Below are 22,288 nucleotides of genomic sequence, written 5' to 3' on the forward strand. Positions count from 1 at the left end.
GCGTCACCAGGTGCGGTCGCCGCGCAGGACGGCGTCGGCGCCGCCGTCCGCGAAGACGACCTGTCCGGTGACGAGGGTGTTCTCGGGCGAGGTGAGCCAGGCGATCAGCGGGGCGAGCTGCTCGGGCCGGGAGTGGCCGTGCAGCGGCATGGGGACGGCCCGCTCGACGAGGGCCCGGGTGACGGGGTCGTCGAGCAGGGGCCGGGTCAGCGGGGTGAGGACCACGCCCGGGGCGACGGCGTTGAGCGGGATGCCCGCGCCGGCCCAGGCGGGCTCGGGGGCGGCGCGGCGGACCCAGCGGGAGACCGCCGCCTTGGAGGAGGAGTAGACGAGGTGTCCCTCGCCCCGGTCGGCCGCGGCCTGGGCGGCGGTCACCGCGGCGGCCTCGTCGTCCGCGTCGGCCGCCGCCAGGATCTCCGGGTCGGTGGGGTGCACGGAGTCGATGGAGCCGACGACCAGGGCCCTCGGGTGGGTCCCGGCGGCGAGGAGCGGGCGCAGGCCCTCCAGGGTGGCCACGGCGCCGAAGTGGTTGACACGGATCGTGACCGGCTCGAAGCGGGCGACGCCCGCGCAGGCGACGACGGCGTCGAGCCGGCCGCCGGTGAGCTCGCGGGCGCGGGCCGCGAGGGCGGCCCGGCCCGCGGGGGCGGACAGGTCGGCGGTGATGTCGCCGCCCTCCAGGTCCGCGGTGAGGACCGTGTGGCCCTGCTCCCGGAGGAGGGCGGTGGCGGCCGCGCCGATGCCGGACGCGGCGCCGGTGACCAGGTACGTACGGGGCATGGGGAGGCTCCTCGGGAGGGGGCGGGGATCCGGGCCGGTCAGCTGTAGGTGATCCCGACCCGGTCGGTGAGCGGCAGGGCCTGGCAGGCGAGGACGTAGCCGTCGGCGACGTCCCGGTCGTCCAGGACCTCGTTGCGGGCCATCCGCACCTCGCCGGTGACGACCCGGCAGGTGCAGGCGCTGCACGCGCCCTCGCGGCAGGAGTACGGGGCGTCCACCCCGGCGGCGAGGAGCGCGTCGAGCAGCGGCGCGCCCGGCGGCCAGGGGACCGTACGGGTCTCGCCGTCGAGTTCCACGGTCACGGCGGCGCCCTCGCCCTCGGCCGCCGTCTCCGGGCCCGGCGCGCCGAAGACGTCCCCGGAGAGGGAGAAGAAGCGTTCGCGGTGGATGCGGTCGCCCGGTGCGCCGAGGGTGCGCAGCGCCTGCTCGACGGCGTCCATCAGGGGGCCTGGGCCGCAGACGAAGGCCTCGCGGCCGGCGTACGGCGCGAGCGCGGCGGCGAGCCGGTCCGGGGCCGGCAGGCCCTGGAGCGTCTCCAGCCAGTGGACGACCAGGAGCCGTCCGGGGTGGGCCGCGGTCAGGGCGCGCAGCTCGTCGCGGAAGATGACCGAGCGCTCGTCGCGGTTGGCGTACAGCAGCGTGATCCGGCCGCGGCCCGCCGCGAGGACGGACTTGGCGATGGAGAGGACCGGGGTGATGCCGCTGCCGCCGGCGACGAGCAGCAGGTCCTCGTCGAGGGAGTCCGGGGTGAAGGTGCCGGCCGGGGGCAGCGCCTCCACCTCGTCGCCCGCGGCCAGGTGGTCGCAGACCCAGTTGGAGCCGTACCCGCCGACGACCCGCTTGACGGTGACCTTCAGGGGTTCGCCGGTGTGCGGCGAGCTCGCCAGCGAGTAGCAGCGGGCGACGGGGACGCCGTCCGGTCCGGGCAGCCTCAGGGTGAGGAACTGTCCCGGCCGGTGGGCGAAGCGGGCCGCGCTCTCCGGGGCGGGCCGCAGGACCAGGCTGCGGGCGTCGGGCGTCTCGGTGACGACCTCGACGACCCGCAGCCGGTGGGTGCGGCTCCCGGCGGCGGGGGCCGCCGCCGGCTCAGACGTCGACACGGACATCGCCGACCTCCAGGGTGCCGTCGGCGACCGCCCGCTCGATGCCGGCCCGCAGCGACCGGCAGGTCCGTATCCGGGCGCTGCTCGCGCCCCGGCCGACCCGCTCGCGGAACTCGGCGCAGGCGACGGCCGCGTCGGCGGTCCACTGCACGGAGGTGTGGGCGGGGGAGAACTTCTCGCAGAGGACCTGGTTTCCGCAGGCCGGGCACTGGACCGGTCGCATGTCAGGGCGCTCCGGCTTCCGTCGCGGCCGCCGCGCGGCGGGCGAGGTTCTCGCCGACCTCGGCGCGCCAGGCGGTGTTGGCCCGCTGGGTGTCGATCTCGAACTCGAAGCGCCGGGTCATCTCGTCCTTGACGTCGGCGGCGTCGACGTAGAACTGCTCGTACCAGCGGCGCAGTTGGTAGACGGGGCCGTCCTCCTCGGTGAGGAGGGGGTTGTCGATGCGGGTCTTGTTCCGCCAGATCTCGACGTCCTGCTCGAAGCCGACGGTGGCGCCCTCGGCGGTGGCCGCGGCGGCCTCGGCGGCCTGCTCGTCGGTCATGCCGGGGAGCCGCTTGACGATGGCGCCGTACTGGAGCACGAAGCTGTCGGCGTCGACCGGGTAGTGGCAGTTGATGAGGACGATCTCCATCTCCAGGCCGCCGCCGACGTCGCTGTAGAGGTGGTCGATCATGTAGGAGGGGCCGTAGTAGGAGGCGTCGGAGCGGAGGTTGCCGGAGCTGAGGGTGCCGAGCTCCATGTCGCCGCGGGGGCTGCTTTCCATGTACTGGGTGGCGACGTGGCCCTCGAAGACGTTCTTGAAGTACTCGGGGAAGGCGTAGTGGACGTAGTAGAAGTGCGCCATGTCCACGACGTTGTCGACGATCTCGCGGCAGTTGGCGCCCTCGACGCGGAGCGTCTTCCAGTTCCAGTCGCTCCACTCGCCGGCGTCGGGGCCGTGGATCCCGGCGATCTCGGGGACGGTGACCTCGGGGGGCGGCGGGTTGCCCTCGGGGTCGTGCCAGACGAAGAGCTGCCGGTTGCGCTCCAGGGTCAGCCAGCTGCGGGTGCGGGCGCGGGGCGGGACGCGGCGGGCGTACGGGATGCCGGCGCAGCGGCCGTCGCCCGACCAGCGCCAGTCGTGGAAGGGGCAGGCGACGGCGTCGCCCTTGACGGTGCCGTGGGCGAGGTTGCCGCCCATGTGGGGACAGTAGGCGTTGAGGACGTGGAGCGCGCCGTCGTCCTCGCCCTGGAAGACCACGAGCTTGGTGCCGAAGGCCTCGATCTCGTGGGGTGCGCCGTCCTTGAAGGCGTCGGCGAGGCCGAGGCAGTGCCAGCCGCGGGCGAAGCGGGTGGGCGGGCGGCCGGCTTCGATGACCCGGGCCTCGTCGTCGAGAGCAGTCATCACGTTCTCCTCGGGTGTGGTGGGTTCAGTTCCGGGCGGCGGCGAGTTCGAGGGCGATGTCGATCAGCTGGTCCTCCTGGCCGCCGACCAGGCGCCGTTCGCCGGCCTTGAGGAGGATCTCGGCGCCCGGGACGCCGTACCGCTCGGCCTGCCGGTAGGCGTGCTTGAGGAAGCTGGAGTAGACGCCCGCGTGGCCCATGAGGAGGGCGAGCCGGTCGAGGCGGCACTCCTCGTCCATGACGGGGCGGACGACGTCCTCGGCCGCGTCGATGATCTTCAGGACGTCGATGCCGGTGCGGATGCCCATCTTGGCGCAGACGGCGACGAAGGCCTCGACGGCGGTGTTGCCGGCGCCGGCGCCGAGCCGGCGGGTGGAGCCGTCGATCTGGAGGGCGCCGGCCTTGACGGCGGCGACGGAGTTGCCGGTGCCGAGGGCGAGGTTCTCGTGGCCGTGGAAGCCGACCTGGGCGTCGCCGCCCAGCTCGGCGACGAGGGCCTGGACGCGGTCGGTGACGTCGTCCATGACCATGGCGCCGGCGGAGTCGACGACGTACACGCACTGGCAGCCGGCGTCGGCCATGACGCGGGCCTGCCGGGCGAGGTTCTCCGGGCTCGTGGAGTGGGCCATCATCAGGAAGCCGACGGTCTCCAGGCCGAGCTCGCGGGCGAGTCCGAAGTGCTGGACCGCGATGTCGGCCTCGGTGCAGTGGGTGGCGATCCGGCAGATGCCCGCGCCGCTGTCGCGGGCGGCCCGGATGTCGTCCTTGACGCCGAGCCCGGGCAGCATGAGGAAGGCGATGACGGCCCGCCGGGCGGTCTCCACGGCAGCCCTGATCAGCTCCTGCTCGGGGGTCTTCGAGAAGCCGTAGGTGAACGAGGAGCCGCCGAGCCCGTCGCCGTGCGTCACCTCGATGACGGGGACGCCGGCGTCGTCGAGGGCGGCGACGACGGACCGCACGTCGGCGGCGGTGAACTGGTGGCGCTTGGCGTGCGAGCCGTCGCGCAGCGAGGAGTCGGTGATCCGGATGTCGAGCGCGTCCGAGTACGGGGTGTGGGACATGGCTGGGGCTCCTTAGGCGCCGGGGGCGAGGAGCGCCCGGGCGAACTCCTCGCCGACCTTCGTGGCGGCGGCGGTCATGATGTCGAGGTTTCCGGCGTACGGCGGCAGGTAGTCGCCCGCGCCCTCGACCTCCAGGAAGATCGCGACGCGCGCCATGCCGCCGTTCTCGGGGCTCGGGTCGTCGAACTGCGGCTCGCCGCGCAGCCGGTAGCCGGGGACGTACGAGGCGACCTGCTCGGCGACCTCCTTCACGGAGAGCGCGATGGCGGCGCGGTCGGCGTCCTCGGGAATGGCGCAGAAGACGGTGTCGCGCATGATCACGGGCGGGTCGGCGGGGTTGAGGATGATGATCGCCTTGCCGCGCGCGGCGCCGCCGATGGTCTCGATGCCGCGGGCGGTGGTGCGGGTGAACTCGTCGATGTTGGCGCGGGTTCCGGGGCCCGCGGAGACGGAGGCGACCGAGGCGACGATCTCGGCGTACGCGACCGGGACGACGCGGGAGACCGCGTACACCATGGGGATGGTGGCCTGGCCGCCGCAGGTGATCATGTTGACGTTGGGCCGGTCGAGGTGGGCGCGGAGGTTGGCCGGCGGGACGACGGCCGGGCCGACGGCGGCCGGCGTCAGGTCGATCGCCCGGATGCCGAGCTCCGCGTAGCGGGGGGCGTTGGCGCGGTGCACGTAGGCGCTGGTGGCCTCGAAGACGAGGTCGGGCCTCTCGGCCTGGCCGAGCAGCGCGTCGACGCCCTCGTGGGTGGTCTCCAGACCCAGTCCGCGGGCCCGGGCGAGACCGTCGCTGTCGGGGTCGACCCCGACCATCCAGCGGGGCTCGACGAGCTCGGAGCGGAGCAGTTTGTACAGGAGGTCGGTGCCGATGTTGCCGGAGCCGACGATGGCGGCTGTCGCCTTGGTCTTGCGGGTCATCATCACCTCAGGTGAAGGAGAGGGAGACCGGGCCCAGCCCGGTGAAGTCGGCGGTGTAGGTCGCGCCCGGGACGACGTCGACGGCGCGCGTGCACGAACCGGGCAGCACCACGTGCCCCTTCTTCAGGGGCACGCCGAAGCGGGCGACGGTCCGGGCGAGCCAGGCGACCGAGCGGGCCGGGTCGCCGAGCACGGCGTCCCCGCGGCCCTCGGCGAGCCGCTCGCCGTCACGGTCGAGCCGTGCCTCGACCGCCCTCAGGTCGAGCCCGCGCGGGGACCGGCCCTCGCCGATGACGAATCCGGCGGAGGAGGCGTTGTCGGCGATGGTGTCGGCGATCGTGATCCGCCAGTCGCGGATGCGGCTGTCGATGAGCTCCAGGGCGGGCACGACCCGCTCGGTCGCGGCGAGCACGTCGGCGGGGGTGCAGTCCTCCCCCGGCAGGTCGTCCCCGAGGACGAAGCCGATCTCCACCTCGACGCGGGGCTGACAGTAGCGGCGGGTGGGCACGGCCCCGCCGGGGGCGAACTCCATGTCCTGGAGCAGATGCCCGTAGTCGGGCTCGTCCACCCCCATCATGCGCTGCATGACGGGCGAGGAGAGCCCGACCTTGTGGCCGCGCACCTCGGCGCCGGCGGCGAGCCGGTGCCGGATGTTCACGAGCTGGATCTCGTACGCGTCATCGGCGTCGATCCCGGGATACGCCTCGCTCAGCGGGGCGATCGGCACGACGCCGTGTTCGGCGGAGCGCAGCAGCGCGGCCGCCTCGTGTCGCTGACGGTCCGTGAGCATGACGGTTCCCTCCTGGGACGCTCGGGTCTGTGTCCGACGAAGCTAGGCCCGCGCCCCGCACCCCCGTGAGCCCCCGCTCCCACTGACCGGGAAACCCGTCACCGCCCCGCCCGTCACGTGCCGCTCCGCCCGTCACCGCGCGGCCCGGGCCCCGGCGGAGCCCGGGCCCGGGCGGCACGGCGGGCGTGTCAGTGCGCGCCGTACACCGGGTGGGGTGGTTCGGCGGCGGCGAGGAGCTTGAGTGCGGTCTCGCCCGCCTCCGCCGGGGTCCAGCGGGCACGCTTGTCGGCCGTGGGCCCCGGCCGCCAGCCCTCCATGACCGTGATCCGGCCGCCCTCCGTCTCGAAGACCCGCCCCGTCACCCCCGCCGCCGCGTCGGAGCCGAGCCAGACGACGAGCGGCGAGACGTTCTCGGGCGCCATGGCGTCGAACCCGGCGCCCTCGGGCGCGGCCATCGCCTCGGCGAAGGCCTGTTCGGTCATCCGGGTCCGCGCCGCGGGGGCGATCGCGTTGACCTGGACCCCGTACCGTCCCATCTCCGCCGCCGCGACGAGCGTGAGCCCGACGATCCCCGCCTTGGCGGCGGCGTAGTTGCCCTGGCCCACGCTGCCGAGCAGCCCCGCTCCCGAGCTGGTGTTGATCACCCGGGCCCGGGGCGTACGCCCGGCCTTGGACTCGGCGCGCCAGTACGCCGCCGCGTGCCGCAGCGGCAGGAAGTGGCCCTTGAGGTGGACGCGCATGACGGCGTCCCAGTCGTCCTCGCCGAGGTTGACGAGCATCCGGTCGCGGAGGAAACCCGCGTTGTTGACGAGCGTGTCGAGGCGGCCGAAGCCGTCGACGGCGGCGGCGATCAGGGAGGCCGCGCCCTCCGTCGTGGCGATGTCGCCGCCGTGGGTGATCGCCTCGCCGCCCGCCGCCGTGATCGCGTCGACGACCTCCTGGGCGGGGCCCGCGCCCCCGCCCGTGCCGTCGAGTCCGACGCCGAGGTCGTTGACGACGACCCTGGCTCCTTCCGCCGCGAAGGCGAGCGCGTGGGCGCGCCCGAGTCCGCGGCCCGCTCCGGTGACGGCGACGACGCGTCCCGCGCAGAGTCCGGTCATGGGGTCCTGCCTTTCAGGGGTGGTTGACGGTGGCGGCGTCGAGGAACGCGGGGCGTTCCCCTCCGCCGTGGACGTGGAGGGCGGCGCCGCTGACGTACGCGGCCCGGTCGGAGGCGAGGAAGACGCAGGCGTCGCCGATGTCGGCGGGCGCGGCGAGCCGCCCGAGCGGCACGGTGCGGCCGACGGCGGCGATGCCGTCCTCGTCGCCGTAGTGCAGGTGGGACAGCTCGGTGCGGACCATGCCGAGGACGAGCGTGTTGACCCGGACGAGCGGGGCCCACTCCACGGCCATGGAGCGGGCGAGGTTCTCCAGCGCGGCCTTGGCGGCGCCGTACGCGGCGGTGCCCGGCGACGGGCGGGTGCCGCTGACGCTGCCGACCATGACGATGGAGCCCCCGGCCGGCTGACGGCTCATCACCCGGTGCGCGGCGAGCGAGGCGTTCAGCGGGGCGACGAGGTTGAGCTCGACGACCCTGGCGTGCTGGGCGGCGTCGCCGTCGGCGAGGGCGCGGTAGGGCGTGCCGCCGGCGTTGTTGACGAGGGTGTCGAGGCGGCCGTGCTCGTCGCGCACCCGCTCGAAGAAGGCCGTGACGGCGGCCGGGTCGCGCAGGTCGACGGGGAGGAAGCGGGCGGTGCGGCCCGCCGCCGCGACGGGTGTGTCGGGGGCCCGCCGGGCGCAGGTCACGACCTCCGCCCCGGCTTCGAGCAGGGCTCTGGCGATCCCGGCGCCGACGCCCCGGGTGCCGCCGGTGACGACGGCGACGGAGCCGGACAGATCGATGGTCACTGCCAAGGGACACCTCCCGCAGCGGGCGAACCGCTGCTATCTTCCACCTAACAAACGTTTGGTGGAAAGGTAGCTGATCTGCTCATGGGTGTCTCCACCTCCGCACCGGACGACGGCGTCACCGTCGTCACCGTCGACTTCCCCCCGGTCAACGCCCTCCCCGTGCAGGGCTGGTACGACCTCGCCGCCGCCGTCCGGTCCGCGGGCGCCGACCCGAAGACGCGCTGCGTGGTGCTCACCGCCGAAGGCCGCGGCTTCAACGCCGGCGTCGACATCAAGGAGCTCCAGCGCGCGACCGGCCCCGAGGCGATCCTCGGCGCCAACCACGGCTGCGCCGAGGCCTTCTCCGCCGTCTACGACTGCGCCGTCCCGGTCGTCGCGGCCGTCCACGGCTTCTGCCTCGGCGGCGGCATCGGCCTCGTCGGCAACGCCGACGCGATCGTCGCCTCCGAGGACGCGACCTTCGGCCTGCCCGAGCTGGACCGGGGCGCCCTCGGCGCCGCCACCCACCTCGCCCGGCTGGTCCCCCAGCACCTCATGCGGACGCTGTACTACACCTCCCGCACGGTCACCGCCGAGGAGCTGCACCGGCACGGCTCGGTGTGGCGGGTCGTCCCGCGCGCCGGGCTGCGCGCGGCGGCCCTGGAGCTGGCCCGGGAGATCGCCGCCAAGGACGGCCGGCTCCTGCGCCTCGCGAAGGCGGCGATCAACGGCATCGACCCGGTGGACGTGCGGCGCTCCTACCGCTTCGAGCAGGGCTTCACCTTCGAGGCCAACCTCAGCGGTGTCGCCGACGAGGTCCGCGACACCTTCGGCACGGACGAGCAGGAGGAGCAGGCGTGAGCACGGACAAGACGATGACCGCCGACGAGGTCGTGGGGCGGCTGAGCAGCGGGATGACGATCGGGATCGGCGGCTGGGGCTCCCGGCGCAAGCCGATGGCGCTGGTACGGGCGCTGCTGCGCTCGGACCTCACGGACCTGACCGTCGTCTCGTACGGCGGACCGGACGTCGGTCTGCTCGCCGCGGCGGGCAGGATCCGCAAGCTGGTCGCCGCCTTCGCCACCCTGGACTCCGTCCCGCTGGAGCCGCACTTCGTGGCGGCCCGGCAGCGCGGCGCCTTCGAACTGGTGGAGCTGGACGAGGCGATGATGATGTGGGGGCTCACGGCCGCCGTGCACCGCCTGCCGTTCATGCCCATCCGCGCCGGGCTCGCCTCGGACGTGATGACGGTCAACCCCCGGCTGCGGACGGTCACTTCGCCGTACGACGACCGCGAGGAGCTGGTGGCCGTGCCCGCGCTGCGGCTGGACGCCGCCCTCGTCCACCTCAACCGCGCCGACGTCCACGGCAACGGCCAGTACCTGGGTCCCGACCCGTACTTCGACGATCTGTTCTGCGAGGCCGCCGACACGGCGTACGTCTCCTGCGAGCGGATCGTGGAGAGTTCCGAGCTGCTCAAGGACGCGGGGCCGCAGACGCTGCTGCTGAAGCGGGCCTTCGTGGACGGGGTCGTCGAGACGCCCGGTGGCGCGCACTTCACCTCCTGCGTCCCCGACCACGACCGGGACGAGGCCTTCCAGCGCCACTACGTCGAGGCGGCCCGCGACCCGGAGAAGTGGCGGGAGTTCACCGCGCGGTTCCTGTCCGGCGACGAGGACGCGTACCAGGCCGCCGTGGCGGCGTTCCACGAGGAGGAAGCATGAGCGGCACCGACACTCCCACGACGGCCCCGGCGGTCACCCGGGCCGAGTACTGCGTGCTGGCCTGCGCCGAGGCGTGGCGCGACGCGGGCGAGGTGCTGGCCAGCCCGATGGGCACGGTGCCGATGATCGGCGCCCGGCTCGCCCGGCTCACGTTCGCCCCCGACCTGCTGCTCACCGACGGCGAGGCGCTGCTGATGGGCGACGTCCCGGCGCTCGGCGCGGCGCCCGGGGTGGTGGAGGGCTGGCTGCCGTACCGGCAGCACCTGGCCCTGGTCGCCACCGGCCGGCGGCACGTGATGATGGGCGCCAGCCAGCTCGACCGCCACGGCAACCAGAACATCAGCTGCATCGGCGAGTGGGAGCGGCCGGCCCGCCAGCTCCTCGGCGTCCGCGGCGCCCCCGTCAACACCCTGAACAACCCGACGAGTTACTGGGTCCCCCGGCACTCGCCCCGGGTCTTCGTCGAGCGGGTCGACATGGCCTGCGGGGTCGGCTACGACCGGGCCTCGGCGGCCGGCCCCTCCGCCACCCGCTACCACCGCCTCCCGGGCGTCATCACCGACCTCGGCGTCTTCGACTTCGAGACCCCGGACCGCACGATGCGCCTGCGTGCGCTGCACCCGGGCGTCACGGTCGCACAGGTGCGGGAGGCGACCGGCTTCACGCTCGCCGTGCCCGAGGAGGTGCCGTACACCCGGGACCCCACAGCGGAGGAACTCCGGCTGATCCGCGAGGAGATCGACCCCCGGGGGCTGCGGGACCGCGAGGTCCGGGCATGAGCGACGCCTCCCTCGCCACCCCCCTCACCGCCCTGATCGGGGTGCGGCACCCGATCGTGCAGACGGGCATGGGCTGGGTCGCGGGGCCCCGCCTCGTCTCGGCCGCCGCGAACGCGGGCGCGCTGGGCGTCCTGGCCTCGGCGACCATGGGCGTCGAGCAGCTCAGGTCCGCCGTGCGCGAGGTCAAGTCCCGTACGGACGCGCCGTTCGGCGTGAACCTGCGGGCGGACGCGGGCGACGCGGCCGAGCGGGTCGGGATCATCATCGACGAGGGGGTGCGGGTCGCGTCGTTCGCGCTCGCGCCCTCGCGCGAGCTGATCGCCCGGCTGAAGGACGCGGGGGTCGTCGTGATCCCCTCGATCGGCGCCCGCCGGCACGCGGAGAAGGTCGCCGCGTGGGGCGCCGACGCGGTCGTGGTGCAGGGCGGGGAGGGCGGCGGCCACACCGGCAGCGTCGCCACCACCGTCCTCCTCCCCCAGGTGGTGGACGCGGTCGACATCCCGGTGATCGCCGCCGGCGGCTTCCACGACGGCCGCGGTCTCGTCGCCGCGCTCTCCTACGGGGCGGCCGGGATCGCCATGGGCACCCGTTTCCTCCTCACCTCCGACTCGACCGTGCCCGACGCGGTCAAGGCCCGCTATCTGGCGGCGGCGGTCGGAGACGTCACCGTCACCACGAAGGTCGACGGACTGCCGCACCGGATGCTCCGCAGCGAACTGGTCGACGCCCTGGAGCGCTCCGGGCGGGCCGCCTCGCTGCTGAGGGCCGTGCGGCACGCGGCGGCGTTCCGCCGCGAGTCCGGCATGAGCTGGTCCCAGATGGTCAGGGACGGGGTCGCCATGAAGCACGGCAAGGAACTGACCTGGAGCCAGATCCTGCTCGCCGCCAACACCCCGATGATGCTGAAGGCGTCGATGGTGGACGGCCGCACCGACGCCGGGGTGATGGCCTCGGGCCAGGTCGCCGGCCTCATCGACGACCTGCCGTCGTGCGCGGAGCTCGTCGACCGCGTGATGGCCGAGGCGGCGGCCACGCTCCGCGCCCTGCCCCGCGCCGACTGACCGGCCCGCGCACACGACGTCCGCCGGGGTGACGGCCACCCCGGCGGACGTATCGTGCTTCCGCCCTCCCCCAATGAACGAACGGACCACCCGCATGCCCGTCCAGCGGCTGAACCACGCCGTCCTCTTCGTCTCCGACCTGGACCGCAGCCTCGCCTTCTACCGCGACGTCCTCGGCTTCCGGCCGTTGCCCGGCGCCTTCCCCGGCGCGGTGTTCCTCCAGGCGGCGGGCTCCGCCAACGACCACGACCTCGGCCTCTTCCAGTCCCCCGCACCCGGCTCCGGCGCGGGCCGCGGCCGGGTCGGCCTCTACCACCTGGCCTGGGAGGTCGACACCCTCGCCGAGCTGCGGGCGATGCGGGCGCGCCTGACGGAGGCGGGAGCGCTCACCGGGGCGAGCGACCACGCCTCCACCAAGGCGCTCTACGCCCGCGACCCCGACGGCATCGAGTTCGAGGTGTGCTGGCTGGTCCCCGACCACGCCGTGGCCGCCGAGCTCGCCGCGATGACCTCGCCCACCCGCCCGCTGGACCTCGACGCCGAGATCACGGCGTACGGCGCGCAGACCCCGGGAGGCCCCCGCGCCGCTCACACGGTCCGGCAGCAGCCACCCGCCGCCACTCCTCCGCAGGGCCCTGCAGCCGCTCGGTGATCGTCACGTCGGCCCGGCCGCGGCCCCCGCACATCGCCCCCTCCCCGACGGCCCCCTCGCACCGCTCGGCCCCAGGGGGCCTCCCGGGCTTCGGGGACCTGCGCCGGCCTCCGGCCGGACGGTCGGGGGGGCACCTCCGTGCGCTACAGCCGCTCGATGATCGTCACGTTCGCCTGGCCGCCGCCCTCGCACATCGTCTGGAGGCCGTAGCGGCCTCCGGTGCGCTCCAGTTCGTGGAGGAGGGTGACGGCGAGCTTGGTGCCGGTGGCGCCGAGGGGGTGGCCGAGGGCGATGGCGCCGCCGTTGACGTTGACCTTCCCGGGGTCGGCGCCGGTCTCCTTGAGCCAGGCGAGGACGACCGGGGCGAAGGCCTCGTTGATCTCGACGAGATCGATGTCGTCGAGGGTCATGCCGGCCTTCTTCAGGGCGTACGCGGTCGCCGGGATGGGCGCGGAGAGCATCCGGATCGGGTCCTCGCCGCGCACCGAGAGGTGGTGGATCCGGGCGCGCGGGGTGAGCCCGTGCTCGCGGACGGCGCGCTCGCTGGCGAGGAGCATCGCGGAGGCGCCGTCGGACACCTGGGAGGAGACGGCGGCGGTGATCCGGCCGCCCTCCACCACCGGCTTCAGGCCGGCCATCTTCTCCAGGGACGTGTCGCGGCGCGGGCCTTCGTCGGTGGTCACCTCGCCGTAGGGGACGATCTCGCGGGTGAAGCGGCCCTCGTCGATCGCGCGGATCGCCCGCTGGTGGGAGCGGAGCGCGAACTCCTCCATGTCGCGCCGGGTGATGCCCCACTTCTCGGCGATGAGTTCGGCGCCGTGGAACTGGTTGACCGGCTGGTCGCCGTAGCGGGCCCGCCATCCGGCCGAGCCGGCGTAGGGGCCCTCGGTGAGGCCGAGGGGCTCGGCGGCCTGGCGGCTGGCGAAGGCGATGGGGATCATCGACATGTTCTGCGTGCCGCCGGCGACGACGAGGTCCTGGGTGCCGGACATGACGCCCTGCGCGGCGAAGTGCAGGGCCTGCTGGGAGGAGCCGCACTGCCGGTCCACGGTCACGCCCGGCACCTCCTCGGGGAGCCCGGCGGCGAGCCAGCAGGTGCGGGCGATGTCGCCGGCCTGGGGGCCGACGGTGTCGAGGCAGCCGAGGACGACGTCCTCCACGGCGGCCGGGTCGACGCCCGAGCGTTCCATCAGGGCCTTCAGGGCGTGCGCGCCGAGGTCGGCGGGGTGGACGGCGGAGAGTCCGCCGTTCCGCCTGCCGACCGGGGTGCGGACCGCCTCGACGATGTAGGCCTCGGCCATGGTGACTCCTCATGCGTACGGTTCGGGTGTCCGGTGTCGGTCGCGGAGGGCGATCCCCTCCAGCACCATCGAGAGGTACTGGCGGGCGATCTCCTCCGGGCTGTGCTGTCCGCCCGGCCGGTACCAGGACGCGGCGACCCAGACGGTGTCGCGCACGAAGCGGTAGGTGAGCCGGACGTCGAGGTCGGTGCGGAAGGCCCCGGAGGCCACGCCGGCCTCCAGGGTCCTGAGCCAGGCCCGTTCGAACCTCCGCTGGGCGTCGGCGAGATAGCCGAAGCGCGGCTGGTCCGTGAGGTGCCGGGACTCCTTCTGGTAGATGGCGACGGCGGCGCGGTGCCGGTCGATCTCCCGGAACGACGCGGTGACGAGGGCCTCCAGGGTCTCCCGGGGGCCGAGCCGGGCGGCGAGCACGGCGTCGTACCGGGTCCACAGCTCGTCGAGGAAGCCGGAGAGGATCTCGTCGAGCATCGACTCCTTGGAGTCGAAGTGGTAGTAGAGGCTGCCGGCGAGCAGGCCGACGGAGTCCGCGATGCGGCGGACGGTGGTGGCGTCGTACCCCTGCGCGGCGAAGACCTCGGCCGCCGCGTCCAGGAGCTGGCGGCGCCGCTCGGGCGCCGGTCTCACGGGTGCTGGCTGCTGACCGAGAGGACCTCGCCGGTGAGGTAGGAGGCGTATCCGCTGGCGAGGAAGACGATCACGTTCGCGACCTCCCAGGGTTCGGCGTACCGGCCGAAGGCCTCGCGGGAGGTGAGTTCCTCCAGGAGTTCGGGGGTGGTGACCTTGGCGAGGTGGGGGTGCATGGCGAGCGACGGGGAGACGGCGTTGACGCGGACGCCGTACGCGGCGGCTTCGAGCGCGGCGCAGCGGGTGAGGGCCATGACGCCCGCCTTGGCGGCGGCGTAGTGGGACTGGCCCTTCTGGGCGCGCCAGCCGATCACGGAGGCGTTGTTGACGACGACACCTCCGGCGCCCGCGGCCTTCATGCGGCGCAGGGCGGCCCGGGTGCAGCGGAAGGTGCCGCCCAGGGTGACGTCGAGGACCTTGTCCCACTGCTCGTCGGTCATGTCGACGAGGTCGGCGGTGCCGCCGAGTCCGGCGTTGTTCACGACGATGTCGAGGCGGCCGTGGGTCTCCTCGGCGCGGTCGAAGAGGGCGGCGACCTGGGTCTCGTCGGTGACGTCGCAGGGCAGGGCGGCCACCCGGTCGGCGCCGAACTCGGCGGCGAGCTCGGCCTCGGACTCCTTGAGGCGGCGGGCGTGGGCGTCGGAGAGGAGGACGCGGGCGCCTTCCTCCAGGAGGCGGCGGGCGGTGGCGCCGCCGATGCCGGCGCCCGCGGCGGCGGTGACGACGGCGGTGCGGCCGGCGAGCAGCCCGTGGCCGGGGACGTAGGGGGGCGGGGTGCCGGTCACGGGCGGGCCTCCTTGGGCAGGCCGAGGACGCGCTCGGCGATGATGTTGCGCTGGATCTCGTTGGATCCGGCGTAGAGGGTGTCGGCGCGGGAGAAGAGGTAGAGCCGCTGCCAGTCGGTGAGGTCGTACGGTTCCCCGGCGGCGAGCATGCCGTCGGCGCCGCTGACGTCCATGGCGAGTTCGCCGAGTTCGCGGTGCCAGGTGGCCCAGAAGATCTTGTTGATGGAGGCCTCGGGCCCGGGGGCTCCGGCGGCGACGCCGCCGAGCATCCTCAGGGCGTTGAAGCGGATGGTCTCCAGGCCGGTCCAGGCGCGGGCGATGCGGTCGCGGACGATCGGGTCGTCGGCGGCGCCGTTGCGCCGGGCCAGGCCGATGACGGCTTCGAGTTCGCGGCGGAAGCCGACCTGCTGGCCGAGGGTGGAGACACCGCGTTCGAAGCCGAGCGTGGCCATGGCGACCTTCCAGCCGTCCCCGGGCGCGCCGACGATGTGGGCGGCGTCGGTCCTGGCCGCGTCGAAGAACACCTCGTTGAACTCGGAGGTGCCGGTGAGCTGGACGATGGGCCGGATCTCGACGCCGGGGGCGTCCAGCGGGACGAGCAGGTAGGAGAGGCCGTGGTGGCGGGTGGAGCCGGGTTCGGTGCGGGCGACGACGAAGCACCAGTCGGCCTCGTGGGCGCCTGAGGTCCACACCTTCTGTCCGGTGACCACCCAGGTGTCGCCGTCGCGTTCGGCGCGGGTGCGGACGCCCGCGAGGTCGGAGCCGGCGTCGGGCTCGGAGTAGCCCTGGCACCACAGTTCGTCGACGGCGACGATCCGGGGCAGGAAGCGGGCGCGCTGCTCGGGGGTGCCGAAGGCGATGAGGGTCGGCCCGAGGAGCTGTTCGCCGATGTGGCCGACGCGCGCGGGGGCGTCGGCGAGGGCGTACTCCTCGTGGAAGGCGACCTGTTCCTCCAGGCTCGCACCCCGGCCGCCGTACTCCTTCGGCCAGCCGACGCAGGTCCATCCGTGGGCGGCCATGTGCCGTTCCCAGGCGAGGCGTTCGGTGTGCGCCTCGTGTTCGCGTCCGGGGCCGCCGCGGCCCCGCAGGGACGCGAACTCGCCGGTGAGGTGGGCCCGCAGCCAGCCGCGGACCTCCCTGCGGAACTCCTCGACGTTGCTCATGGCGGTACGTTAACCTACCAAACACTTGTTAGGGAAGGAGGGCGGATGTCCACTGCCCGCACCACGTCCACCGGGCCCGTCCGCTACGAACGGCGCGGCCCCGTCGCCGTCGTCACCATGGACCGGCCCGAGTACCGCAACGCCCAGAACTCCGCGATGACCTACGCCCTCGACCGCGCCTTCTACCGCGCGGCCGAGGACGGCGAGGTCAAGGTCGTCGTCCTCGCCGGCGCCGGCGACCACTTCTCCGCCGGCCACGACATCGGCACCCCCGAACGCGACGCCCACCTGCCGTTCGAGCGGAAGGCCGGCCTCTGGTGGGACCACTCGGACAAGGAGGGCGCCGAGAGCCGCTTCGCCCGCGAGTCCGAGGTCTACCTGGGCATGTGCCGCCGCTGGCGCGAACTGCCCAAGCCGGTCGTCGCGTCCGTGCAGGGCGCCTGCGTCGCCGGCGGCCTGATGCTCGCCTGGATCTGCGACCTGATCGTCGCCTCCGAGGACGCCTTCTTCGCCGACCCGGTGGTCCGCATGGGCATCCCCGGCGTCGAGTACTTCGCGCACCCCTGGGTGATGCCGCCCCGGATCGCCAAGGAGTTCCTCTACACCGGCGACCGGATGAGCGCCCGCCGCGCCCACGAGGTCGGCATGGTCAACCGTGTCGTCCCCCGTGACGAACTCATGGACAGAACCCTGGAGTTGGCCGACCGGATCGCCGAGATGCCCCGGATGGGCCTGGCCCTCACCAAGCGCGCCGTCAACCAGGCCGAGGACCTCCAGGGCCTGCACACCGGCATGGACTCCGTCTTCGGACTGCACCACCTCGCGCACGCGCACAACGCCGAGACCGCACGGGACGCGCTCGGCGGCATGGACATCCACGCGATGCTGCGACATTCCGGGGGACGACCCCCCTTCCCCCGGGAGGCGGGAGCCTGATGGACCTCGACTTCTCACCGGCGGACGACGCCTTCCGGGCCGAGGCCCGCGCCTGGCTCGCCGCCCATGTGCCCCCCGCCCCCCTGCCCTCCCTGGAGACCGCCGAAGGCTTCGCCGCCCACCGCGCCTGGGAGGCCGAACTCGCCGCCGACCGCTGGTCGGTGGTCTCCTGGCCCGAGGAGTACGGCGGCCGCGGCTCCTCCGTGCTGCGCTGGCTGGTCTTCGAGGAGGAGTACTACGCCGCCGGCGCTCCCGGCCGGGTCAGCCAGAACGGCATCAACCTCCTCGCCCCCACCCTCTTCGAGCACGGCACCGAGGAGCAGCGCGCCCGGATCCTGCCCCCGATGGCCTCCGGCGAGGTCGTCTGGGCCCAGGCGTGGTCCGAGCCCGAGTCCGGCTCCGACCTCGCGAGCCTGCGCTCCACCGCCGTGCGCACCGACGGCGGCTGGCTGATCGGCGGCCAGAAGACCTGGTCCTCCCGGGCCGCCTTCGCCGACCGCGCCTTCGGCCTCTTCCGCAGCGACCCGGGCGCGGACCGGCCGCACCGGGGCCTGACCTACCTCATGTTCCCGCTCGACGCGGAGGGCGTGACCGTACGTCCCGTGGGCCGGCTCGACGGCAAGCCGGCCTTCGCCGAACTCTTCCTCGACGAGGTCTTCGTCCCCGACGAGGACGTGATCGGCGCCCCCGGCGACGGCTGGCGGGTCGCCATGAGCACGGCCGGCAACGAACGCGGACTGACCCTGCGCAGCCCCGGCCGCTTCTCGGCCGCCGCCGACCGGCTCGCCACGCTGTGGCGGGAGCGGGCGGACCCGTCCGACACCGCCGTCCGCGACCGCGTCGCCGACGCCGTGATCGGCGCCCGCGCCTACCGGCTCTTCACCTACGCCAACGCCTCCCGGATCGCCGCCGGCGACTCCCTCGGCGCCGAGTCCAGCCTCAACAAGGTCTTCTGGTCCGAACTGGACATCGCCCTGCACGAGACCGCCCTCGACCTCCTCGGACCGTACGGCGAGCTCTCCGACGAGGCCGCCGAGGCACCCGCGCACGGCGGCTGGGCCGAGGGCCACACCTTCTCGCTGGCCGGCCCGATCTACGCCGGGACCAACGAGATCCAGCGCGACATCATCGCCGAGCGGCTGCTCGGCCTGCCGAAGGGACGCCGGTGATGCGGTTCCTGCTCGACGACGAACAGCGGGAGTTCGCCCGCACCCTGGACGCCCTGCTCTCGGCGTCCGACACCCCCCGGACCGCGCGCGCCTGGGCCGCCGGCGACCACGCCCCCGGGCTCGCGCTCTGGTCCCGGCTCGCCGAGGCGGGCGTCTTCGCGCTGGCCGTGCCGGAGGCGTACGAGGGACTGGGCCCGCTCCCGCTCGAACTGGCCGTCGCCTTCACCGAACTGGGCCGGCACGCCGTCCCCGGCCCGCTGGTCGAGACGGTCGCCGCGGCCGCCCTGCTGCACCGGCTCGGCGACGACGGCGCCGCCTCCGCCTGGCTCCCGCGCGTCGCCGCCGGCAAGGCGACCGTCTCCCTGGGCGTCCCCGCGCTCACCGGCCCCTACGCGCTGGACGCGGACGTGGCCGACGCCGTCCTGGTCGTCGAGGACGACACCCTGCGCCTCGCCGGCTCCGCCGGCCCCGTCCAGCCCTCGGCCGACCCGGCCCGCCGGCTGGCCCGCCCGCTCGGCGGCACCGTCCTGGCCCGCGGCCCCGGGGTGGCCGCCGCCACCGCGTACGCCGTCGAGGTCGCGGCCCTCGCGACCGCCGCGCAGTGCCTCGGTCTCGGCCGGGCCCTGCTCGACCGGACGGTCGCCTACGTCGGGCAGCGCACCCAGTTCGGCGTCCCCATCGGCTCGTTCCAGGCGGTGAAGCACCGGCTGGCCGACACCCTGATCGCCCTGGAGTTCGCCCGGCCCCTGCTGTACGCCGCCGCCCTCGCCCTCGCCGGACGCGGCACCGCGCCGCGGGAGATCGCCGCCGCCAAGGTCACCGCGGGCGAGGCCGCCCACGCCGCGGCCCGCACCGCCCTCCAGCTCCACGGCGCCGTCGGCTACACCGAGGAGCTCGACCTCTCCCTGTGGATCCGCAAGGCACGCCCGCTCCGCGACGCCTGGGGCACCCCCGCCGCCTGCCGCGCCCGCGTCCTCGCCCCCTGAGCCCTCGGCGCACGTCCCCGTCCCCACCGCACCCCGGAGCCCCATGACCCCCGCACCGTCCCCCGACCCGGCGCTGCTGCGCCGGGTGGCGCTGTCGAGCCTCCTCGGCACCGTCATCGAGTACTACGACTTCCTGCTGTACGGCACCATGGCGGCGCTCGCCTTCGGTCCCCTGTTCTTCCCCGGCGGCGATCCCGTCACCGGCACCATCGCCGCCTTCGGGACGCTGGCCGCCGGCTACGTGGCCCGGCCGCTCGGCGGCGCCGTCTTCGGCCACTTCGGCGACCGCCTCGGCCGCAGGTCCATGCTCGTCCTGACCATGGCGCTGATGGGCGTGGCGAGCTTCCTCATCGGCGTGCTGCCCACGTACGAGACGATCGGCGTCGCCGCGCCGGTCCTCCTGGTCCTCTTCCGCGTCGTCCAGGGCCTGGCCATCGGCGGCGAGTGGGCGGGCGCGACCCTCATGGTCGTGGAGCACGCCGACCCGCGCCGGCGCGGGCTGTGGAGCGGTCTGATGCAGATGGGCTCGCCGCTCGGCTTCCTGCTCTCCACCGTCGCCGTCGCCCTGGTGTCGCTGCTCCCCCGCGCCGCCTTCCTGGAGTGGGGCTGGCGGCTGCCGTTCCTGTTCAGCGCGGTGCTCCTCGCCGTCGGCCTCTACGTGCGGCTCTCCGTGACCGAGAGCCCGCTCTTCCGGCGGGCGGTCGAGGAGTCGGCCGCCGGGCAGTCGGCCGGGGTGCCGCTGGCGCGGGTGCTGCGCAGGCCCCGCACCCTGCTGCTGGCCTGCGGCGTCGGCATCGGCCCCTTCGCGCTGACCGCGCTGATCAGCACGTACATGCTCACGTACGCCACCGGGATCGGGTACACGACCTCGCAGGTGATGACCGGGCTCGTCTTCACCTCGCTCGCCGGGCTCGTCTCCATCCCGCTGTTCTCCGCGCTCTCCGACCGCGTCGGCCGCCGGCCCGTCGTGCTCGGCGGCGCCGCGGGCGTCGTCGCGCTGGCCTTCCCGGTCTACGCCCTCGTCGACACGGAGGTGCCGGCGCTGCTCGTCCTCGGCATGGTCCTCGGGCAGATCGTCCAGTCCGCGATGTACGCGCCGCTCGGGCCGCTGCTCCCGGAGCTGTTCGGCACCCGCGTCCGCTACACCGGCGCCTCGCTGGGCTACCAGCTGGCCGCACTCGTCGGCGGCGGCTTCACCCCGCTCCTCGCCGGCGCGCTCCTCGCGGACCGCTCCGCGAGCACCCCCCTCGCGGTCCTCGCCGTCGTCTGCGGCCTGGTGACCGCGCTCGCGATCCGGCGCACCGCCGAGACCCGCGGCCGGGACCTCTCCGAGGAGGACCCGGAAACCCCCGCCGCACCCCCCGTCGAGAAGGGAGCAGAGGCATGAGGTTGACCGAGGAGCAGGAGGAACTGCGCACGGCCGTGCGGCAGTTGCTCGGACGGCATCCGGGCGAGGAGGCCTGGTCGCCGCTGGCCGGGCAGATCGGGGTGGCGGGGCTCGCCGTCCCGGAGGAGTACGGCGGCGCCGGCTGCGGGGCCGTGGAGGCGCACGTGGTGATGGAGGAGCTGGGCCGGGAGCTGAGCCCCGTCCCGTACCTCGGATCGGCCGTGCTGGCGACGCAGGCGCTCCTCGCCTCGGAGTCCTGCCCGGAGCACGCCGCGCTGCTGCCCGGTCTGGTGGCGGGCGCGACGACGGCCGCCCTCGCCTGGGCGGAGGCCGGTTCCTGGGACCCGGAGGCGATACGCGCCGAGGCCGTCCCCGGGGCCGACGGCGGCTGGCTGCTCACCGGCGTGAAGGAGCACGTCCTCGACGGGGCCCGCGCCGACACGCTGCTGGTGGCGGCTCGTACGCCCGCCGGGGTGTCGCTCTTCGCGGTGCCCGGCGAGGGGGCGGGGGTCGGCCGCGAGGCGGCCGTCCCGATGGACGCCACCCGGGCACAGGCGCGGGTGGTGCTCCGCGGGGCCGAGGGCAGGCTCGTCGGCGCGGACGGCGACGGCGGCCGGGTGCTGCGGCACGTCCTCGACCTCGGGTGCGCGGCGCTCGCCGCCGAGCAGGTCGGCGCGGCCGCGCGGTGCCTGGAGCTCACGGTGGCGTACGCCGGGGAGCGGGTGCAGTTCGGGCGCCCGATCGGCTCCTTCCAGGCGGTGAAGCACCGCCTCGCGGACGCGTACGTCCGCGTCGAGTCGGCCCGCTCCGCCGCGCTCGGCGCCGCCTTCGCGGCGGCGGGCGGCGCACGGGGACCGGAGCTGACCCGGCTCGCCGCCACCGCCAAGTCGGTCTGCTCGGAGGCCTTCTCCGAGGTGGCGGGCGAGATGATCCAGCTGCACGGCGGGATCGGCATCACCTGGGAGCACGACGCCCACCGCTACTTCAAACGGGCGCACGGCGCGTCCCGGCTCTTCGGCCCGCCGCACTGGCACCGCGCCCGGCTGGCCGCCACCCTCGGACTGCCCGGGCCGCTGCCCGTCAGCCGTTGATGGAGAAGAAGATGGTGTCGTGGGTGTACCAGTCGTAGCCCCGCGCCTTGGTCGACTCCCACTCCTCGTGCTCGAACTCCAGCTTCTCGACGAGGAGGTCGAGGTCGTACAGGAAGTCGGGGTCGATCTTGTCCCGGACCGCGCGGTAGGCGTCCACGGCCGGCTTGGCCTTCTCCAGCGGCAGCATCCCGATGTCGGGGCCGTCGATCGCGTAGGGGACGGGGAAGGGGATCTCGTCCGGCGGCCCGGAGAAGAGGTAGCCGTGCGGCAGCAGGTCGGCGGGGACGCCGTGCTGCCGCAACTGCTCGTCGAGGAGGCTGAAGAAGGTGCTGGGCTTGGAGTACACGCCGAGCTCGGAGGGGTCGGACCCGCAGTAGTCGATGACGTGCTGCAGGGCCCGGGCGTAGGCCTTGCCCGCATACGTCCCCGGCGCGTCGGCGCGGCCCTCGATGAGGTGCTCCAGGGCCTCGGGGATGGTCAGGTCCCAGTCGAGGTCCTCGTGGTCCAGGTCGCGCTGGCTGGCCTCGGCCCGCTCGCGCATCATCGGGAGCACGCGGCGCTGTTCGTCGGTGAGGCGCTCCGCCGCTCCGAGGTAGGCGACGGCCTCGGCGCGGTCGCCGGTGGTGTACGAAATGATTCGGCTCATGATCGACATGGTGCCATCCGGCACCGACAGCGCCCCCTCGGCCGGAGCCGAGGGGGCGCTGTCGGGTGGCGTG

General features: G+C 74.3%; 24 protein-coding genes. 10 read left to right on the forward strand and 14 right to left on the reverse strand.

Features of this window, described 5'->3' with window-relative positions; translation table 11 throughout:
* Positions 1-3 precede the first annotated feature (3 nt).
* From AB0E19_RS02090 to AB0E19_RS02130, 9 genes are all read right to left on the reverse strand, one after another.
* Positions 4-780: an SDR family oxidoreductase gene (locus AB0E19_RS02090; protein WP_362171683.1), complete on the reverse strand. Its 777-nt coding sequence runs from the start codon at positions 778-780 to the stop codon at positions 4-6.
* Between the two features lie 38 nt (positions 781-818).
* Entirely contained in the window at positions 819-1,886 is a 1,068-nt protein-coding gene (locus tag AB0E19_RS02095) for a ferredoxin--NADP reductase (protein WP_362171686.1), read from the reverse strand.
* Positions 1,867-2,106 (reverse strand): hypothetical protein, encoded by a 240-nt coding sequence (locus tag AB0E19_RS02100; RefSeq protein ID WP_362171689.1) that lies wholly within the window; start codon positions 2,104-2,106, stop codon positions 1,867-1,869. Before AB0E19_RS02100 ends, AB0E19_RS02095 begins: the two co-directional genes overlap by 20 nt.
* Position 2,107: 1 nt before the next feature.
* Positions 2,108-3,268, reverse strand: coding sequence for a Rieske 2Fe-2S domain-containing protein (locus tag AB0E19_RS02105; RefSeq protein WP_362171692.1), 1,161 nt, complete (start codon positions 3,266-3,268; stop codon positions 2,108-2,110).
* Positions 3,269-3,293: 25 nt separating this feature from the next.
* Complete coding sequence (dmpG, locus tag AB0E19_RS02110) at positions 3,294-4,328, reverse strand: 4-hydroxy-2-oxovalerate aldolase (RefSeq protein WP_362171695.1); 1,035 nt, start codon at positions 4,326-4,328, stop codon at positions 3,294-3,296.
* A gap of 12 nt (positions 4,329-4,340) precedes the next feature.
* The gene (locus AB0E19_RS02115; protein ID WP_362172316.1) at positions 4,341-5,252 is read right to left on the reverse strand and encodes an acetaldehyde dehydrogenase (acetylating); all 912 of its coding nucleotides are present in this window, start codon (positions 5,250-5,252) and stop codon (positions 4,341-4,343) included.
* Positions 5,253-5,259: 7 nt separating this feature from the next.
* A complete protein-coding gene (locus AB0E19_RS02120) occupies positions 5,260-6,042 on the reverse strand; it encodes a 2-keto-4-pentenoate hydratase (protein ID WP_362171698.1) in 783 nt (260 codons plus the stop codon).
* Positions 6,043-6,230: 188 nt separating this feature from the next.
* Positions 6,231-7,142, reverse strand: a complete 912-nt coding sequence (locus tag AB0E19_RS02125) for an SDR family oxidoreductase (RefSeq protein ID WP_362171701.1) — start codon at positions 7,140-7,142, stop codon at positions 6,231-6,233.
* 13 nt (positions 7,143-7,155) lie between these two features.
* Entirely contained in the window at positions 7,156-7,935 is a 780-nt protein-coding gene (locus tag AB0E19_RS02130; protein ID WP_362171704.1) for an SDR family oxidoreductase, read from the reverse strand.
* Positions 7,936-8,013: 78 nt separating this feature from the next.
* Between AB0E19_RS02130 and AB0E19_RS02135 the strand changes: the two genes are divergently transcribed.
* The 5 genes from AB0E19_RS02135 to AB0E19_RS02155 all read left to right on the forward strand — a co-directional run bounded on the left by AB0E19_RS02135 (position 8,014) and on the right by AB0E19_RS02155 (position 12,127).
* Positions 8,014-8,772 (forward strand): enoyl-CoA hydratase family protein, encoded by a 759-nt coding sequence (locus AB0E19_RS02135; RefSeq protein ID WP_362171707.1) that lies wholly within the window; start codon positions 8,014-8,016, stop codon positions 8,770-8,772.
* A gap of 14 nt (positions 8,773-8,786) precedes the next feature.
* Entirely contained in the window at positions 8,787-9,635 is an 849-nt protein-coding gene (locus AB0E19_RS02140) for a CoA-transferase (protein ID WP_362172319.1), read from the forward strand.
* Positions 9,632-10,414 carry a CoA-transferase gene (locus AB0E19_RS02145; RefSeq protein ID WP_362171710.1) on the forward strand — a complete coding sequence of 261 codons (783 nt, stop codon included), beginning with the start codon at positions 9,632-9,634 and terminating at the stop codon, positions 10,412-10,414. Before AB0E19_RS02140 ends, AB0E19_RS02145 begins: the two co-directional genes overlap by 4 nt.
* Positions 10,411-11,475, forward strand: a complete 1,065-nt coding sequence (locus AB0E19_RS02150; protein WP_362171713.1) for a nitronate monooxygenase — start codon at positions 10,411-10,413, stop codon at positions 11,473-11,475. The genes AB0E19_RS02145 and AB0E19_RS02150 overlap by 4 nt, the downstream gene beginning before the upstream one ends.
* A gap of 73 nt (positions 11,476-11,548) precedes the next feature.
* Complete coding sequence (locus tag AB0E19_RS02155) at positions 11,549-12,127, forward strand: VOC family protein (RefSeq protein WP_362171716.1); 579 nt, start codon at positions 11,549-11,551, stop codon at positions 12,125-12,127.
* A gap of 143 nt (positions 12,128-12,270) precedes the next feature.
* Here the strand turns inward: AB0E19_RS02155 and AB0E19_RS02160 are convergent, their stop codons facing one another.
* From AB0E19_RS02160 to AB0E19_RS02175, 4 genes are read right to left on the reverse strand one after another with little or no spacing between them, the layout of a single operon-like run.
* On the reverse strand, positions 12,271-13,428 hold the full coding sequence (locus AB0E19_RS02160) for an acetyl-CoA C-acetyltransferase (RefSeq protein ID WP_360608861.1): 1,158 nt from the start codon (positions 13,426-13,428) through the stop codon (positions 12,271-12,273).
* Positions 13,429-13,437: 9 nt separating this feature from the next.
* Positions 13,438-14,052, reverse strand: a complete 615-nt coding sequence (locus tag AB0E19_RS02165) for a TetR/AcrR family transcriptional regulator (RefSeq protein ID WP_360608859.1) — start codon at positions 14,050-14,052, stop codon at positions 13,438-13,440.
* Positions 14,049-14,837, reverse strand: a complete 789-nt coding sequence (locus AB0E19_RS02170) for an SDR family oxidoreductase (RefSeq protein WP_362171721.1) — start codon at positions 14,835-14,837, stop codon at positions 14,049-14,051. Before AB0E19_RS02170 ends, AB0E19_RS02165 begins: the two co-directional genes overlap by 4 nt.
* Positions 14,834-16,000 (reverse strand): acyl-CoA dehydrogenase family protein, encoded by a 1,167-nt coding sequence (locus tag AB0E19_RS02175; RefSeq protein WP_362171724.1) that lies wholly within the window; start codon positions 15,998-16,000, stop codon positions 14,834-14,836. Before AB0E19_RS02175 ends, AB0E19_RS02170 begins: the two co-directional genes overlap by 4 nt.
* A 45-nt stretch (positions 16,001-16,045) precedes the next feature.
* Between AB0E19_RS02175 and AB0E19_RS02180 the strand changes: the two genes are divergently transcribed.
* Genes AB0E19_RS02180 through AB0E19_RS02200 form a run of 5 tightly spaced genes read left to right on the forward strand, consistent with a single transcriptional unit; the run spans position 16,046 to position 21,569 of the window.
* A complete protein-coding gene (locus AB0E19_RS02180) occupies positions 16,046-16,936 on the forward strand; it encodes an enoyl-CoA hydratase (RefSeq protein ID WP_362171727.1) in 891 nt (296 codons plus the stop codon).
* Positions 16,936-18,105 carry an acyl-CoA dehydrogenase family protein gene (locus AB0E19_RS02185; protein WP_362171730.1) on the forward strand — a complete coding sequence of 390 codons (1,170 nt, stop codon included), beginning with the start codon at positions 16,936-16,938 and terminating at the stop codon, positions 18,103-18,105. Before AB0E19_RS02180 ends, AB0E19_RS02185 begins: the two co-directional genes overlap by 1 nt.
* Positions 18,105-19,091 (forward strand): acyl-CoA dehydrogenase family protein, encoded by a 987-nt coding sequence (locus AB0E19_RS02190; protein ID WP_362171733.1) that lies wholly within the window; start codon positions 18,105-18,107, stop codon positions 19,089-19,091. Before AB0E19_RS02185 ends, AB0E19_RS02190 begins: the two co-directional genes overlap by 1 nt.
* A gap of 43 nt (positions 19,092-19,134) precedes the next feature.
* Positions 19,135-20,478: an MFS transporter gene (locus AB0E19_RS02195; RefSeq protein ID WP_362171736.1), complete on the forward strand. Its 1,344-nt coding sequence runs from the start codon at positions 19,135-19,137 to the stop codon at positions 20,476-20,478.
* On the forward strand, positions 20,475-21,569 hold the full coding sequence (locus AB0E19_RS02200; RefSeq protein ID WP_362171739.1) for an acyl-CoA dehydrogenase family protein: 1,095 nt from the start codon (positions 20,475-20,477) through the stop codon (positions 21,567-21,569). Before AB0E19_RS02195 ends, AB0E19_RS02200 begins: the two co-directional genes overlap by 4 nt.
* Here AB0E19_RS02200 and AB0E19_RS02205 read toward each other — a convergent pair.
* Complete coding sequence (locus AB0E19_RS02205) at positions 21,559-22,215, reverse strand: hypothetical protein (RefSeq protein ID WP_362171742.1); 657 nt, start codon at positions 22,213-22,215, stop codon at positions 21,559-21,561. The two genes, AB0E19_RS02200 and AB0E19_RS02205, sit on opposite strands and share 11 nt — an antisense overlap.
* Positions 22,216-22,288: the final 73 nt, after the last annotated feature.

The organism is Streptomyces sp. NPDC047974, assembly GCF_040653375.1.
Lineage (GTDB): Bacteria > Actinomycetota > Actinomycetes > Streptomycetales > Streptomycetaceae > Streptomyces.